The sequence below is a fragment of the Paenibacillus sp. fava2 genome (assembly GCF_058313675.1).
This window is the reverse complement of the sequence record NZ_CM177755.1, coordinates 1599821-1615894: the sequence shown is the minus strand read 5'-3', so window position 1 is coordinate 1615894 and position 16074 is coordinate 1599821. Positions and strand designations below refer to the sequence as shown.

Annotated in this window: 17 protein-coding genes; 3 read left to right on the top strand and 14 right to left on the bottom strand. The window is 53.7% G+C overall.

Features of this window, described 5'->3' with window-relative positions:
• Positions 1–66: 66 nt before the first annotated feature.
• The 4 genes from AC4G46_RS07195 to AC4G46_RS07180 all read right to left on the bottom strand — a co-directional run bounded on the left by AC4G46_RS07195 (position 67) and on the right by AC4G46_RS07180 (position 2829).
• Entirely contained in the window at positions 67–945 is an 879-nt protein-coding gene (locus AC4G46_RS07195; protein ID WP_491128809.1) for a MerR family transcriptional regulator, read from the bottom strand.
• Positions 946–991: 46 nt separating this feature from the next.
• Positions 992–1498 carry a phosphotransferase-like protein gene (locus tag AC4G46_RS07190; protein ID WP_491127316.1) on the bottom strand — a complete coding sequence of 169 codons (507 nt, stop codon included), beginning with the start codon at positions 1496–1498 and terminating at the stop codon, positions 992–994.
• Between the two features lie 11 nt (positions 1499–1509).
• Positions 1510–2265, bottom strand: coding sequence for a methyltransferase domain-containing protein (locus tag AC4G46_RS07185; protein WP_491127315.1), 756 nt, complete (start codon positions 2263–2265; stop codon positions 1510–1512).
• Positions 2266–2463: 198 nt separating this feature from the next.
• A complete protein-coding gene (locus AC4G46_RS07180; protein WP_491127314.1) occupies positions 2464–2829 on the bottom strand; it encodes a zinc ribbon domain-containing protein in 366 nt (121 codons plus the stop codon).
• Positions 2830–3102: 273 nt separating this feature from the next.
• Here AC4G46_RS07180 and AC4G46_RS07175 point away from each other — a divergent pair, with 273 nt between their 5' ends.
• Entirely contained in the window at positions 3103–3738 is a 636-nt protein-coding gene (locus AC4G46_RS07175; protein ID WP_491127313.1) for a CPBP family intramembrane glutamic endopeptidase, read from the top strand.
• Positions 3739–3860: 122 nt separating this feature from the next.
• Here the strand turns inward: AC4G46_RS07175 and AC4G46_RS07170 are convergent, their stop codons facing one another.
• On the bottom strand, positions 3861–4490 hold the full coding sequence (locus AC4G46_RS07170) for a YfbR-like 5'-deoxynucleotidase (protein ID WP_039870832.1): 630 nt from the start codon (positions 4488–4490) through the stop codon (positions 3861–3863).
• A gap of 332 nt (positions 4491–4822) precedes the next feature.
• Between AC4G46_RS07170 and AC4G46_RS07165 the strand changes: the two genes are divergently transcribed.
• Together AC4G46_RS07165 and AC4G46_RS07160 are read left to right on the top strand one after the other, a co-directional pair.
• Positions 4823–5041 (top strand): PspC domain-containing protein, encoded by a 219-nt coding sequence (locus AC4G46_RS07165; protein WP_491127312.1) that lies wholly within the window; start codon positions 4823–4825, stop codon positions 5039–5041.
• A 67-nt stretch (positions 5042–5108) separates the two neighbouring features.
• A complete protein-coding gene (locus AC4G46_RS07160) occupies positions 5109–5798 on the top strand; it encodes a PspA/IM30 family protein (RefSeq protein ID WP_491127311.1) in 690 nt (229 codons plus the stop codon).
• Positions 5799–6488: 690 nt separating this feature from the next.
• Here the strand turns inward: AC4G46_RS07160 and AC4G46_RS07155 are convergent.
• The 9 genes from AC4G46_RS07155 to AC4G46_RS07115 form a co-directional block, all read right to left on the bottom strand.
• Positions 6489–7715, bottom strand: a complete 1227-nt coding sequence (locus AC4G46_RS07155; RefSeq protein WP_491127310.1) for a M20 metallopeptidase family protein — start codon at positions 7713–7715, stop codon at positions 6489–6491.
• A gap of 27 nt (positions 7716–7742) precedes the next feature.
• Entirely contained in the window at positions 7743–9080 is a 1338-nt protein-coding gene (locus AC4G46_RS07150) for an LLM class flavin-dependent oxidoreductase (RefSeq protein ID WP_491127309.1), read from the bottom strand.
• 757 nt (positions 9081–9837) lie between these two features.
• Positions 9838–10317 (bottom strand): DinB family protein, encoded by a 480-nt coding sequence (locus AC4G46_RS07145; protein ID WP_491127308.1) that lies wholly within the window; start codon positions 10315–10317, stop codon positions 9838–9840.
• A 36-nt stretch (positions 10318–10353) separates the two neighbouring features.
• Positions 10354–11499, bottom strand: coding sequence for an N-methyl-L-tryptophan oxidase (solA, locus tag AC4G46_RS07140; RefSeq protein WP_491127307.1), 1146 nt, complete (start codon positions 11497–11499; stop codon positions 10354–10356).
• A complete protein-coding gene (locus tag AC4G46_RS07135; protein WP_491127306.1) occupies positions 11496–12671 on the bottom strand; it encodes an amidohydrolase in 1176 nt (391 codons plus the stop codon). Before AC4G46_RS07135 ends, solA begins: the two co-directional genes overlap by 4 nt.
• 126 nt (positions 12672–12797) lie before the next feature.
• Positions 12798–13814 (bottom strand): LLM class flavin-dependent oxidoreductase, encoded by a 1017-nt coding sequence (locus AC4G46_RS07130; RefSeq protein WP_491127305.1) that lies wholly within the window; start codon positions 13812–13814, stop codon positions 12798–12800.
• An 11-nt stretch (positions 13815–13825) separates the two neighbouring features.
• Positions 13826–14578: an amino acid ABC transporter ATP-binding protein gene (locus tag AC4G46_RS07125; RefSeq protein WP_491127304.1), complete on the bottom strand. Its 753-nt coding sequence runs from the start codon at positions 14576–14578 to the stop codon at positions 13826–13828.
• Entirely contained in the window at positions 14575–15285 is a 711-nt protein-coding gene (locus tag AC4G46_RS07120; protein WP_491127303.1) for an amino acid ABC transporter permease, read from the bottom strand. The genes AC4G46_RS07125 and AC4G46_RS07120 overlap by 4 nt, the downstream gene beginning before the upstream one ends.
• Entirely contained in the window at positions 15282–16067 is a 786-nt protein-coding gene (locus tag AC4G46_RS07115) for an amino acid ABC transporter permease (RefSeq protein ID WP_491127302.1), read from the bottom strand. Before AC4G46_RS07115 ends, AC4G46_RS07120 begins: the two co-directional genes overlap by 4 nt.
• Between the last annotated feature and the right edge of the window lie 7 nt (positions 16068–16074).

The window sequence follows — 16074 nt, the reverse complement described above, 5'->3', positions numbered from 1 at the left end:
TCAACAGCACAAAAAGATACCTCAGGGCATATCCCCGCAGGTATCTTTTTCGTGTCCAATGATTCCTTACTTACGCTTTACCAATTGCCAAAGCTCCATTCCGGGAGAAACCGGCACTTCCATATGATCATCCGCATAAAGCTCAGCAGCCAAAATGTCCGTCATGGTATATTCCGAACCCGGCAGCCATGTGCTGTAAAGATAATCATAAGCACCTTCCAATGCGGAATTGGTGAGTGTGTCCTTGTCAACGGCCTGAAAGGCCACCCGTGCGTACAATCCTGCAGCAAGGGTAAAGCTCCGCATGTCTCCCGGGATTTCATTCAAGCCTGTAACCTGCATGCCCATCATGTAGGTTCCTGAGCTCATATCCTGTTCGCATTCACATACCAGTCCAAAGCAGGTGGAAGGTACCGCCTGATGCGGTATCCGTTCGGTCACGTCGTTACCATAGAAATTGCTGATCAGCTGCTCAATAATCCGCTGCTTTTCCTCATAATTGTTGTAGGGCACCTTTGCAGCACAGCCAATAATATAGAGCGGGTCCTTCTGTTCCAATACATCCACTTTGTATGCTGTTGAAATTTCCATCGGCTTAAACAGCTCCCTTCCGTTGCTTATTCTTGTTTGGAGAGCGAGAAGTTCCTGCTCGATGACAGATAGGAGGCGTCCCTCCGATCGGACTGCTGTCAGACGCGCTTGAACGGACCGGGTCCACAACCAGGGCTCAGCATCCAAAAGCATACGAATGTCTTCAAGGGAAAAGCGCAGTCTCCGAAGATATTGAATACGCTTCATCCGCTCACGCTGCCCGTCTTCATAGAAGGCATAACCATTCTCAGGATCAATGCCCGCCGGCTCCAGAAGTCCGATGTCCCTGTAGTACCTTAGCGTTTTTTTGGATACCTGAAGCATTCCTGCAAACTGCCCGATTGTGTAACCCATTGTTCTCACCTCTGACTAAAGCTTAATGCGTTCCCCAAGGGCACAGTCAATAGCCGGTTGCTCGCATTGCCTGAATAATTCTTGCCACACAAGAATCCGTGCTCTCGGCAAAAGTATCCACCTCAACATCATACACTTCTTCCTTATGGACGAACGCCAGCTGTCCCAGCGCCTGTCCGATTCGCCGGTCTCCCCGTTCCCGTTCTCTGCGCGCAAGCTCTTCCGGCGGACAATGGACACCGACCCGCAGCAACGGATACCCAGCCAGGCTTTCCGCAAAATCTGCTCTGGTGCATTCATCATGAATCACATGATCCAGCACGAGATTAACCCCTTTATCCGCAAACACCGCAACCATGCGGTGATAGAAATACTCGGTGGCGACCGGAATCAGCCGGTTATTCTGCCGGTCCTCCATCTGCTCAATTACAAGATCGAAATCATCCACACTGAAATGAAAATAATCCGGCAGACGCTCTACGATTTCCTTTGCGAGTGTTGTTTTACCGGAGCTTGAGACTCCATTTAACATAATGATGTTTCCTCTTTTCAAGCCTGCCCCTCCTAAATCTTCCTGGCAATAATATGTGTAAAAATAGCAATGTCCCTGTACGGGCTCTGCCTGCCGACCGCAAGCTCCAGCTGCACCATCCGGTTATGCCAGTCCTCATTCTGCTTCACTTCATTGTCAGTAATGTATCCGTATAGGTTATGTATGCCAAAATACTCTTCAATCTCATAGCCCGCGCTGCTCAGCCACTCCGCCAGCTGCTCATAAGAATAAACTGTAATGTCCGTTTTAATGATTCCGCTGTACTCCTGACTGTTGCCGATGGCGGCCATTGCGCTGTCCGGGTCCTTGTTCAGAATAGCCTTCTTCATTACCTTGGCCGCCGGATTATGGGCAATCAGCGACAGGTACCCGCCAGCCTGCTGGCAACCGCCAATCCGCCCGAGAAACCGCTGCGGATCTTGCGTATATTCAAGAATATTGTGGCAAAAGCTCCATCCGAACGTCCCCAGTCTGCCGGCCGCCTGCTCAAACGAATCATTTATGTAGCGGACATCCGGCCCGTTCTTAGCTGCGATAGCAACCATTTCCTGCGTCGGCTCCACCCCGGTAACCAGCTGGCCTCTCCTGCTATACTCATTGCTTGATATGCCAAAGCCGCTGCCGATATCCAGTATAGACTGGGCTTCACCGGTCAGAAACTGGTCAATCTGTTCCCAGGCTGTCAGGTAAAACAATCTTCCCCACGGCATCCGGGTGTATTGTAAATAGGCTTCGATTGATGCTGAAAAGGCGGCTGTTGTGTTCACTCGCTTCATCCTCTGCTATCGTTATTGGCAACTCTGCTCTGAATTGCAAATTTCACCCACAGTAAACAATATAATATAGAACCGGTTAACACGGATGCCTAATTGATCACCTTCAAGCATAGATCCGGCAGCTCCAAAAGAAACAGCCCAAGCCATAAGCTTGAGCTGTACATATTTCCTAAACCCTATATTACAGTGTTACGGCTCCCGCGGAGCCTCAAATGTATGCCCGCAGTTTGGACAAAACCGCGCGTCCGCCGGCACAGTGCTGTTGCAGCCCTTGCATATTTTCACATCGCCTAGTGCGGAGATCTGCTCCTGGTTGGCTTCAATTTCGGCTTTCAGCGCAAGGATACGGCTCACGTTTACCGCATAAGCCTCCGCCTGCAACGGCGAGCCCTGGAGAGTAGCTTCAAACAGCATTTTGCCCATGCTCTGATACTGCTTGTCGATTTCACTCTGCTTGCCGCTGTTCTGCAATTTGAGACGGTTTACCTCAACGACTGTCTTGGCTTTGTTGCCGGCCTCGGTCACACCTGCCTTGAACTTATCAAAAAAACTCACTTGGCACCCCTCATTTCCTGAAAATGTCGTTTGCCCGTAAAATTCGTCAGGAAGCGCAGCTTCCCTGCTATGTTTATTCATCAAAACCCAATGATAGCCCTGACAACCCTCCGCGCTACAGCATACATATTCATTGTATAAATCAATCTACCCTTCCTTCATCATAACGAATCTATACAACTTTTAATATTTTTATCCTATTGCTGGACTGCATCTGGAAGATAAATTATAGTAGTCTAAGGAATAATCTGTAAAAAGGACGTTGGCCTGCTGATGCTGACTGCACTAATCACCGCTGTACTTATAGCATTCTCATTTAAAATCGTTGAACTGCTCATTGGACTATTCAGCAAGCATCATATACGTTTCGCCGTTTATTACTGGGGAGCTCTGCTTATTGCCGTGAGTCTGTTCATCAAGGACAATTTTGTCTACAGCCTGCCGCATGATTTTCTTGCCGTACTGCCGCTGTGTCTCATTATTCAGCTCATCAACGGACTGATAGCCAGACGCTCCGGCTATTCGCCCAGAGGCCGCTTCAACACCATTAATTTTATTATCACCTATCCTGTACTTGAGGAGATTGCCTTCCGGGGGCTGGCGCTGCCCGTGCTTGCACATAATGAAACCTTTGGCGCCTTATCCGGACTGGAGCTTGGATATGGCCTGATTCCGCAGCTCAGCCTGGCGGTGATTATTACGGCCGTTCTGTTCGCTGTCTCCCACCTGCAGTACTATAAGCTCAATGCCGAAAGCATCCGGTTCATGGCGTTTGCGCTGAGCGGCGGACTGTTCTTCGGGCTTGTCACACAGGAGACAGAGTCTATACTGTTAACCATTTTAATGCATATATCCTTTAACGCTTCCGCGGCACTATATTCTTATAACAAGAGAAAGCTGGCTAAATAAGTAGAAACGGCCATGCCGTCCTTCAGAGAAGGCGGTAACCGTTTCTGCGAGAAATATAAGGATTATTTATAGCGTCAAACATACAAATTCTTATATTTTAAAAAAAGAGTACCGCTCATCACCTACAGAGCCAGTGCCTCTTCTGTAATTCGTCTGATATCCACCGGAGACAGCGTCTCCTCGTTCACCATATCCGGCAGGATCTCTGCCAGGAAATATTCCACGCATTTCAGGTCAATGTTCTTGATCTTGATCAGCGCATTGCGGTACATGACCACAAATTCCTTCTCCGTATTGCCCCGCTGCATCTCCGCAAACGCCTCATACACCTGGTCCATTTTATCCGCAACCTCGAGAATCAGCCCCTCCAGCGACTCATCCTTGCCCTCACGCAGCTGCTGGACGAAGATGCTTTTGAACTCCTCCGGAATATGCTCCTCAATAAAGTTATGGATCATCCCTTCCTCAACCTGCTGGATCAGCGACCGCAGCTGCAGCGAGGAATGCTTGACCGGCGTTTTGATGTCCCCGATAAAAATCTCTCCATAATCATGGCTGCTCGTTATCTCGTAAAGCTTTTTCCAGTCGATCACCGCACCGTTTTTTTCTTCAATATCGGCCAGCGTTTTGGCATACTGCACAACCTTCCAGGAATGGGCGGCTACGCTATGCTCCTCAAACTTGAACTTACCCGGACAGCGGATAATCCGTTCCAGCTCATTCAGTGAGCGAAAATACTTATGAATCCCCATGGCCAGTCCTCCTTCTTCTTCAAAGTCTTAACCGGAAAGTGAGTTCATCTCTTAGAGATGGGGAGGTAGAGCTATCTACAGTATAGGCCGGGAATGTTAAGCGTAAATATAACCGGATGGCTTCTTATGTTAAAAGAGTACCTTTTGCCCGGCTGGCCTGACCAGGTCCGGCCCCGTCTTTTTGCGGACCCCATCCCCGTCTTAGGTCTGGATTCAAAAACAGTCCCGGGGCCGTTTTGCGCAGCTTCAAATCGCCGTACAATTAACACATAGATAACGGATATTGAGAAGAGGCCTTCGGGTGTATCCATAACATGAGAGGAAGATTATTAATGAGAAAATTGTACCGCTCCACTACTGACAAGATGTTTACAGGTTTATGCGGAGGGCTGGCGCGCCACTTTAATCTGGATACCACCCTCGTAAGACTGCTCGTCGCAGCCGCTGCATTCTTCAGCTTCGGTACCGTCCTGTTCATCTACATTATCGCCAGCATCCTTATTCCAAAAGACACTTACACCAGCTTTACAGACAGCTTCGATCACTATTAATCGCAAATGATATATTGGCCCGGCTTTAAGAAAACATCCAAAATTAAAATTTGAAGGAGAAATGAACATGAGCAGCATATTTGAACGTATTACAACCCTTACCAAGGCAGCTATTCACGAAGGATTGAACAAGCTGGAGGACCCGGTACTGCTGACCGGCCAATATCTGCGTGACCTCGATGACAAAATCAGCAGCGCCGAAAGCAAGCAGCGTGAGCTGAAGGTTACCGCAAGCGTACTGGAACGCCGCAAGGCCGAGTATCTTGTACAAGCGGACAGCAGCGAAGCTGCCGCAGTCCAGGCAATGAGCGAAGGCAATGAGCCGGCAGCCAGAGCCGCTGTAACAGCCAAGCTGCGTTATCTCGAAAGTATTCAGGAGACAGAAGCCATTCTGGACGAAACCCTGCAGGCCTTGGCCGCTCTGGAAGTTAATCTGCAGAATGCCAAAGCAGAACACGCCCGGCTGAAGGCCAAACGGGCAGAGCTGGCCGAACGCGCCCGCAAAGCTGAGGCAAGTAAACGGGCCGCGCAAAACAGCGCAGCTTCCCACACAGGAGCACCCGTATACGGTCACGTAATCAACGCCGGCGCCGCCTCCCGCGGCTTCGAGCGGATGGAAGACAAGATCAACGAATGGGAAGCACAGGCAGGGCAGCATGCACAGACTGCCGCTCCCGCCATTGACCCTGCACTGCAGGGCGCAGTGGAAGCCGAAATGGCCCGCCTGCGCAGCAAGCAGACGGACAGCGGTAAATAAGTCTGATTAACCAAGCATTCTATTTCAGGTAAATAAGCAGCGATCCCCGCGTTATCCGGGGATCGCTGCTTAGTGTTGCAGATAGATAGGCAACTGCCATATCGGTGAACGTTACGAACCTTACAAGAACATTAGCATCCTGCTGTAACAGACACAGGGGGCGTTATTTTGCGATAATCCCAGATTTTTGCTGGTTAACGGACTCAGATGACGCTATCTGGTGTTTTCGACTGCAATCATCAGCATTTCACCCCTGTTAAGGTCACTGGAGTCCGTTACGTTTCCGCGGCGCACGTAAATCCGGAAATAACGTCTGCTCAGTCCGTTACACACACCACATCCCAAATTACTGTTTACTTTATCACCCGGAGGCTACTCTGCTTGTAACTCTCTACCCTTTTCTTTGCTCCTCCAACTCCCCACCTCTTCCCCGGCCTAATTACTCTACTTCTGAGCTTTCTTCATTTCTTCAGCCTTCTTCCTTTTTCTATCTCTCCACAGCTCCAAATTCTCTACTATTCTGCCCTCCTCACTTTCCCAGCCTTATATTTGCACAAAACGTACATTGTCAGCACATTGACCAGCAATCCTCGTCCGCACCTTTTTATCTATCCATACACAATATCAAAAAGGAGACCCCCACAGCCGCTTACCCGGCTCCCGGAATCCCCTTTCCATTACACATTCCATTCAACTGTGCTCCATTACAAGCCGCCCCCATAACCGTACACCGTGGATCAGCACGTCTTCGTCAATGTTGAACTGGGGCTGATGGATCGCATGCGTGATACCCTCAGCCTTATTCCCGCAGCCGATGAAGGCAAACGCGCCGGGCACCCGGTCAAGATACCAGCCGAAATCCTCCCCGGCGAGGCTGGGCTGATTCAGCAGTATGGCCTGCTCCTCACCCAGCACTCCACGCGCTGCCCGAAGCATCCGCTCTACCGCCGCAGCGTCGTTAATGACGGCGATGCCCTCGCGCAGCTCCAGGCTGAAGTCACCGCCGTAAGCTGCGGCTGCTGCAGAGGCATGGCGGCGCAGCCCCTCGGTGATTGCGGCCACCGCTGTCTTCGAGAAGGCCCGGAATGTTCCGGTCAGCTCGCTGTGTTCAGCGATCACATTAACTGCCGTACCGGCTCTAACTGTACCGAAGGCCAGCACTGCCGCTTCCTGCGGATCAATCTGATTGGCCATAAGACCATTAACGCCGGCTATGAACTGCGCAGCCATCTGGATCGCATCCGCTGCCTTATGCGGTGCACTGTGGTGTCCGGCTGTGCCGCGGAGCTCTACCTTGAAATGACTGGAGGCTGCCATTGCATAATGCGGATGAATGCCCAGCATACCTGCCGGAAGCTCCGGCATCACATGCAGCGCATAGGCGTAATCGGCTTCCTCCAGAATGCCGGCCTCAATCATATCGCGCCCGCCGGAGAGCAGCCTTCCGTCCAGCGGACTCTTAACCGCGCCTTCCTCGGCAGGCTGAAAGACGAATATCACGGTGCCGGCCAGCTGTTCCCGGAAGGCAGCCAGCGTTCTGGCCGCCCCCAGCAGCATTGCCGTATGGGCATCATGACCGCAGGCATGCATGATGCCCGCATTCACTGACTTATAGGGCAGCTCATTCTGCTCCTGTATCGGGAGTGCATCCATATCAGCCCGGAGCAGAATGACCGGTCCGCTGCCCGTATGCCCCTGCAGCGTACCAACGACGCCCATCCCGAAATGCCTTCCGACATTCCGCTGCACGGTAAGTCCCCATTCCTCCAGAAGCCCGGCGACAATTCCGGCGGTACGGGCAACATCGTACAGCAGCTCCGGATGAGCATGAAGGTCACGGCGGATAGCCGTGACCTTCTCCTTTAATTCACCAGCATAGCTCATCATAGCTGCCAGATCCGGTATCTCATTATCCATTTTAACCATGCGGCTTGTAACCCGCCGTCAAATCTGTCCCGCCGGCTGTGAAGCCTTGGCGTAGCGGTTCTCCGGCACCGGAATACCCAAATTGCCGCGCAGGGTATCGCTCTCGTATTCCGTACGGAACAGTCCGCGTTCCTGCAGAATCGGCACGACCCGGTCCACGAATTCCTCCAGGCCGTTCGGCACCGCCGCTGCAATCATAAATCCGTCAGCGCCGCCGGATTCGAACCAGTGCTGCACCTGATCGGCCACCTGCTCCGGTGTGCCGATGAAGCTGCTGCGCGGGGTTGCCGACTGCAAAGCTACCTGACGCAGCGTCAGGCCGCGCTCCTTCGCATCCTTCTTAATTTTGTCCGTGCCGCTCTGGAAGCTGTTGCGTCCCAGATCGCCGACATCCGGGAACGGCTCATCCAGCGGGTACTGCGAGAAGTCATGATGCTCGAAGAATCTGCCCAGATAATTCAGCGCATTTTCGATGGTTACAAGTCCGGCTACCTCCTGGTATTTGCTTTCTGCTTCCTCCGGCGTATCGCCGATAATAGGGGCAATGCCCGGGAAAATCAGCACTTCGTCCGGGTTGCGGCCGAATGAAGCGATCCGCGCCTTAACATCACTGTAGAACGCCTGCGCATCTTCCAGCGTCTCATGTCCGGTGAAGATTGCGTCCGCTTCCTTGGAAGCATAGTTTTTACCGACCTCGGATGAGCCTGCCTGGAACACTACCGGCTGGCCTTGCTTCGAGCGGGCAATGTTCAGCGGTCCCTTCACGGAGAAGAACTCTCCCTGATGGTCCAGCGTATGCATTTTTTGCGGATCGAAGAAGATACCTGCTTCCTTGTCACGGACAAAAGCATCATCCTCCCAGGAATCCCACAATCCGCGTGTTACCTGCAGATACTCCTCGGCGATGCGGTAGCGTTTGCCGTGATCGGGATGCTCCTTCTTGCTGTAATTGGCAGCAGAGCCCTCCAGCGGTGAAGTCACCACATTCCAGCCGGCCCGGCCGCCGCTGATCACATCCAGCGAACCGAACTGGCGCGCCACGGTAAAGGGTTCACTATAGGAGGTAGATAACGTGCCGACCAGACCAATGTTAGTGCTGACACCGGCCAGTGCACTGAGCAGCGTCAGCGGCTCGAACCGGTTCAGGAAATGCGGAATCGATTTCTCGTTAATATACAGGCCGTCTGCGATGAAGATCAGATCCAGCTTGCCTTCCTCCGCTTTTTTCACCCACTCTTTGTATAACTCAAAGTTCACGCTTGCGTCCGGCTTGGCATCCGGGTGACGCCACATCGAGGTGCTGCCGCCCACCCCGTGCAGCAGTGCGCCCAGCTTCAGTTGTTTTGGTTTGGCCATGATCGTTCCTCCTCAAAGTTTTGATAGCATTTGCTTCATTGAAATTCTTCGCAAAACTCACTTCGGAAGCATACGCTTAGTTTTGATAGCATTTGCTTCATTGAAATTCTTCGCAAAACTTGCTTCGGAAGCATATGCTTAGTTTTGAATAGCATTTGCTACACTGAAATTTCTTCGTCAAAACTTGCTTCGGAAGCATACACTTAGTTTTGATAGCATTGGCTACACTGAAATTTCTTCGCAAAACTTGCTTCGAAAGCATACGCTTAGTTTTGATAGCATTTGCTTCATTGAATTTCTTCGTCAAAACTTGCTTCGGAAGCATACGCTTAGTTTTGGTAGCATCTGCTTCATTGAAATTCTTCGCAAAACTTGCTTCGAAAGCATTAGCTTAGTTTTGATAGCATCTTCCTCATTGAATTTCATTTTGCAGACGTTGGCTGAACGGATTAAGTGGAAAATTGCTAACTAATTCTTAGAATGACTGTAGGAATGAGGATGCTAATTGGATAAACAACACTTAATTTTGCTGTTTTGTAACCTAAAGGTGGTTTCGAGCCAAATTAAGTGCCGAATTCACAACTATTCATTAGAAATCAAGAGAAATAGAAGAAATAAGCAGCAAAAATCCAACAATCACGAATAGCGATGAAGCCGCTGCCGCTACGGCGGTTGGAAATTTTATTACGGATCCACCGTCCGCGAAAAATTTTTAAAAAAACACTGTTTCGCCTGCCACGAAAGCTTAGACTAAGCCTCACTGCACCAATGCTGCAGCCGCCGCTCCCTGCTTAATCCGCTCAATCTGGGCCAGATGGTTCTGCACATGGGCAATGAAGCCGCGGACGATGTCGCTGATTTTGACCGTATCGCCCTTAAAACTAATTCCGCTCAGCTCCCAGTCCTCAGCCGGCAGGCGGCTAAGCAGCAAACTGTTATAGTGCAGCAGACTGCGGAACAGCTCCAGATTATCGGCCGCGTTGCCGTCATTCGCATACTGGCCGCTGACCCAGGCATCCTGATTGAAGGCCGGCAGCTGCGCCGTCGTGCCCGCAAGGATATCACGGATACGGAACGATACCACAATGCTGTGATCAGCCAGATGAGCCAGCACCTCAGTAACACTCCAGATCCCCGGACCCGCCTTCCATTTCAGCTGCTCCTCCGTTAATCCGTCTGTAGCCTGCACCAGCTGCTGGTGTGTGTTCAAGTAGTCTTCGAGTTGTGTGCTGCTCATGTGATCCCCTCCAAGGTAAGTTCTGCCTGCGGATAGTCAGGCGGTGGCAAAGCGTGATAAGGCAAAAGGACTGATATTATGGCCGGTAGCACCACTGATTGCCAAGTCCGCTAGAATTTCTCCAACCACACTGGAAAATTTAAACCCGTGCCCCGAGAAGCCGCCTGCAATTAATACATTTGAATGAAGCGGATGGCGGTCGATGATAAAATCCTCATCCGGTGTATGCTCATATTTGCAGACGGAGCCTTTCAGCAGCCGTCCGGCAGCGCCGGGCATGTAAGCCTCCAACACGCGGCGGAGGTCGCCTTCATCGCTCTCTTCACTGCCGAATGGCCTGAACAGTTCGCCCGGCTTCCATTCCTGGCCGGTATCATGCCGGCCGATCTTCAGGCCGGCGCCGCCGATGCTCGGAAAGCCGTAGTAGCCGCCTTCCTCCGATCCCAATGTGAAGCCGGGAAAACTTCCGGCAGCATAATCAGGGCTGCTCTCAAACCAGCCAACTACCTTGCGCACCGCCTGGATCGGCAGCTGCACAAACGGCGCCAGTCCGCTGAACCAGGCTCCGGCGCTAAGGATTGCACTTGCCCCGTGAACATCGCCGACGGCTGTATGAACCGTGACGCTGCCTTCGCGGGCCGTCACGTTCAGCACCGGCGTATCTGTCAGCAGCTCCGCCCCGTGCGCCAGAGCCAGCTCTCGGTAGGCGGTGATACAGCGCTCGCTGTACAGATATCCGGCCTCAGGCTCATACATCGCCGTAAAGGATTCCGGCAGCGTAAGCCCCGGCCAGCGCCGACGGATTTCTGCGGCCTCCAGCAGCTCGGCCTGTACCCCGCGCTGCTGCGCTTCAGCCAATCGTCCGCCGAAGGAATACACCTTGCGGTCTGCAAGGTTAAGCACGCCCGAGCGGACCAGCAGCTCTGAACCGCTGAGCTGCTCCACTTCCTGCCACAGCGTATCCGCCCGCAGAGCCAGGCCGATATAGGCAGGATCTCCGCTGTAAGCGTGGCGGATCAGCCGGGTATCCCCGTGATGGCTGCCCTCCGTGTGCGGCGGATCAAAAGCATCGACCAGCAGCACCTTTACTCCGCGCCGGGCCAGCTCATAGCCGGCACTCATGCCCATCGAGCCTGCGCCGACAACAATGACATCGTAATTCTTGTGTTCTGTTATATTCATGCACCTCCGCCGGAGGCGTAGTACGCTATTGAACGCACAGCCATATCTGCAAGGAACCTTGCAGCCACCGGCAGCGCCTGCTCATCCAGATTGAACGCCGGATGATGCCATTCCCGGCTGCCGCTGGTGCCGACGAATACGAACAGTCCGGGCACCTCGCGCTGGTAGAAGGCAAAATCCTCACCCGCCGGAGAAGGCACCGGCTTCACTGCCTGATAACCAAGCGCTTCAGCGGCTTCCACCCCAAGTGCAGCGAGCGCCTCGTCATTGATTACCGGAGGCGGCCCTTCAATCCAGCGGACCTTAGCCGTCGCGCCCAGGGCTGCGGCCACTCCGGAAGCCACCTGCGCGAAGCGGTCCAGCACATCCCGGCGTACCGCTTCATCGAAGGTGCGGATGGTGCCTTCCAGCACGGCCTTTTCCGGAATCACATTCCAGGAGTTGCCGCTGTGGAGCTGCGTTACGCTGACAACCGCGCTGTGCAGCGGGCTGACATTGCGGCTGACGACGGACTGCAGGGCAGTCACGATATGTGCCGCTGCCACGATCGGATCAATAGCCGCTTCAGGTACAGCCGCGTGTGAGCCGCTGCCTTTGACGGTAGCGGCGAACCCGTCCGCGGCAGCCATCAGCGGGCCGCCGGTAATGCCGATCGTGCCGACCGGCAGGTCGGGCTTGTTGTGCAGCCCGATTACGGCGCGCACCTCCTGCAGCGCCCCGCTGGCAATCACCCGCTGCGCGCCCTGCGCTTTCTCCTCTGCAGGCTGGAACAGCAGGCGCACCGTTCCCGGCAGCCGCTCCTCCTGCTGCTTTAACAGATAGGCGGCGCCGAGCAGTGCCGCCGTATGAAAATCATGCCCGCAGGCGTGCATTTTGCCGGGGAACAGAGACGCGTACTCAGCACCCGTCTCCTCTTGAACCGGCAGGGCATCAATGTCGGCCCGCAGGGCGATAACCGGACCTGGCCTGCCGCTTCCGATCTCTGCGATTACGCCAGTTTCCAGGCCGTAATCCAGAACCCGGATTCCGGCCTGCGTAAGCTGAGAAGTAATATATTTGGTAGTCTCATATTCTTCATTGGACAGCTCCGGGTGCCGGTGCAGATGACGGCGGATACCGGTTAATTGTTCTCCAAGCGCTTCCGCGCTCAGCTCTGCAGCTTTGCTTGTCATATGCAGACTCCCTTCCTTATGCAATTTCCTTTAAGCTTTTAAATCCCCTCGCTTTATACTCAACGTCTTACACGCTTTACGCATTATAAGCCTAAGCTTTAGCCTTACGCCTTACAGCCATGCGCCCTAAGCCTCCGCCGGAACCTCAGCCAGCGCCTCGCTCAGCAATTCGAACGAGCGGAGCCGCTTATCAAAAGGCTGGATATTCGTTGTCACGATAAACTCATCGACACCGGATGCCTCAGATAGCGCCAGCAGCTGCTCACGGACAGATTCCTTGGTCCCCTTGGTAATCTCGGGCTCCCGCTCCTCGATGGTATAAGCTTCCTTAGCTTGGCGGGTGAATTCCTCCGCCTGCTCCCGGGTAGCCACCGTCAACGTCTTGCCGCTCTCAAGCGTAATCCGGATCAGCTTGTGCGCGCCTGCCAGCTCCTTCGCCTCTTCCTCTGTGTCCGCAGCGATCAGCGAGAGCGCAATAATCGCCTGCGGCGCTTTGCCCTCCGCAGCAGCAAACCCGCTGCGGTAAGCACGGATCGCTTCCAGCGCTACAGCCTGATCGCCGTTAATGAACAGCGAGAACACGTATGGCAGTCCTAGCTCAGCAGCTATCTCTGCACTGCTTACACTTGCACCGAGCACATACAGCTCAGGTGCCGTAACAGGCAGCGGCCCTGCCTTAAGCCCGGCCAGCGGATGGTCTTCCCCGAGCCGGTTATGTACATACTGCTCGAGCTCGACGATTTTGTCCGTAAGCGTGTCTGAATCCGTTCTCCCCTTCTGCAGCGCCTGTGTGCTGCGCGGCAGACCGCCCGGTGCACGTCCTACACCAAGGTCCACCCGGCCCGGAGCCAGCGATGCCAGCACATTAAAATTCTCAGCCACCTTGTAAGGGCTGTAATGCTGCAGCATAATGCCGCCGGAGCCGATCCGGATCGTTTCGGTCTTAGCGAGCAGGTGCGAGATCAGCACCTCCGGGGAAGACCCGGCTACCTGCTCGGAATCATGATGCTCGGAGACCCAGAAGCGGCGGAAGCCCAGCTTTTCGGACAGCTGCGCCAGCTTGACCGTATGACGGAACGCCTCCTCCGCCGTTTCTCCCGGATAGATCGGGCTTTGATCCAGTACGCTGATAATAATAGCCATGCTTTTGCCTCCTATATGGAATAGTTCAGTTCAGGTGTGATCCGCTTCAGGAACTGCTTCGTTCTTTCCTCACGGGGATGGTTAAACAGCTCAGTAGGAGTTCCCTCCTCAACAATAACGCCGCCGTCCATAAAGACCACATGATTGGCCACATCGCGGGCGAAGCCCATCTCATGCGTCACCACGATCATTGTGATGCCTTCCTTGGCGATTTTGCGGATAACGGCCAGCACTTCACCGACCAGCTCCGGGTCCAGCGCCGATGTCGGCTCGTCGAACAGAATGACCTCCGGCTCCAGCGCCAGCGCCCGGGCAATGCCCACCCGCTGCTGCTGGCCCCCGGACAGCTGGCTCGGATAGGCATCCAGCTTACTGCCGAGGCCGACCTTTTCAAGCAGGGCAATGCTCCGCTTCCGCGCTTCGTCCTTTGACAGCTTTTTGACGATGAGCAAGCCTTCCATCACGTTCTCCAGCGCGGTTTTGTGGCGGAACAGATTGTACTGCTGGAACACCATCGCCGTCTTTTGGCGGAGCTGATAAATCTCCTGTTTGCGGGCATGCCTGCAGTCCACCTTGAAATCACCGATGGCGATCTCGCCGCTGCCCGGCTTCTCCAGATAGTTCACACAGCGCAAAAGCGTTGTTTTGCCGGAGCCGCTTGGGCCGAGAATGACCACTACCTCACCTTTGGTTACCGTTAAATCTATATTGTTCAGCACCTGATGACGGCCGAATGATTTTGAAATTTGCGACAGCCTGATCATGCCACTCCCCCCCGGTTATACAGATTAATCCGTCTTTCAATCACCGATGTTGCGCGCTCAATCAGGAACGTAAGCCCCCAGAAGATCAGCGCCGCCGCCAGATAAGCCTCAAAAAACTTCCAGTTCGTCGAAGCCACAATCTGCGCCTTGGCATTGATATCCACCACCGACACGGTAAAAGCGAGCGTTGACCCGTGCAGCATCCCGATGACGGAATTCGACAGGTTAGGCAGGCTAGCCGCCAGCGCCTGGGGAAAAACAATCCGCCGCAGCGCCTGCGGTGTAGTCATTCCAATGGAATGAGCCGCCTCCAGCTGACCGCGGTCCACCGCGAGCAGGCCGGATCGGACCACTTCAGACATATAGGCTCCCGCTGTAATCGAGAATGAAATGTACGCGAAGCCGATCATCGGAATCGATACCGACCGGAAGCCCCAGCCGAAATGCTCTGCCAGACCGTCAATCAGCACGGGAAGCCCGAAATAAATCAGCAGCAGATGCGTCAGCATCGGCGTTCCGCGGATAAAGGTGACGTAACCGACAGCCAGCGGATAGAGCACCGGAACCCGGTAGATTCTTATCAACGCCACCGCTACTCCAATGAGGAATCCCGCCAGTACAGATACAACAGTGATGTAAAGGGTCGTTGGAATTGCACCCAGGATCTGCACGAAGGCAGTCCAGATAAACGACGGGTCCAGCTTCATAATCCGGCGCCTCCTTTACCCGGTCCCAGCTCTGCAATGATGCGGCGGTAGGACCAGCTCTTGTTGATTTTGAATGCTTTTCGCTCCGGACCGGTCCGTTTCTCATGCCGCAGCAGCCGGCGTTCCGCCACAAGCAGCAGCTTCTCAATCGTAAAGCTGATCACCAGATAGATCAGGGCAAGTGCAATATACGTTTCAATAAAATGCTGCGTCAAGGTACCAAGCGTCTGCGCTTTCCCCGTCATCTCCATCACTCCGAGCGTAAAGGCCAGGGACGTATCCTTCAGCAGCGCAATCACCAGGTTGGAGAAAACCGGAACGGCAATCCCCAGCGCTTGCGGCAGCACGATCCGTCTGAATGCCTGAAACGCCGTCATCCCGGTCGCATAAGCCGCTTCCACCTGCCCTTTATCCACCGCCTGCACAGCCGCTCTGATCATCTCGGACATATAAGCCCCGGTATGCAAACCGTAGGTCAGAATAACGAAGACCAGCACCGGCGTCCGCGTCATATCCACATTCACCAGCTTGAGAATTTCCGGCAGGCCGTAATAGAACAGGAAGAGCTGAATCAGTATCGGCGTGCCCCGGAAAAAGGAGATATAGACTTCAGAGCAGGTCTTCAGCACCGGAATTTTATAAAGTCTCGGCAAAGCTACCAGAAAGCCGACAATAATCCCTGCCAGCAGCGAGCCGCCGACAATCAGCAGCGTAGTGCCCAGCGTACCAAACAGCTTGGGTAAAAAGGAAAACACATAACTGATATCAAACGGCGCGCCCATGCGCTCC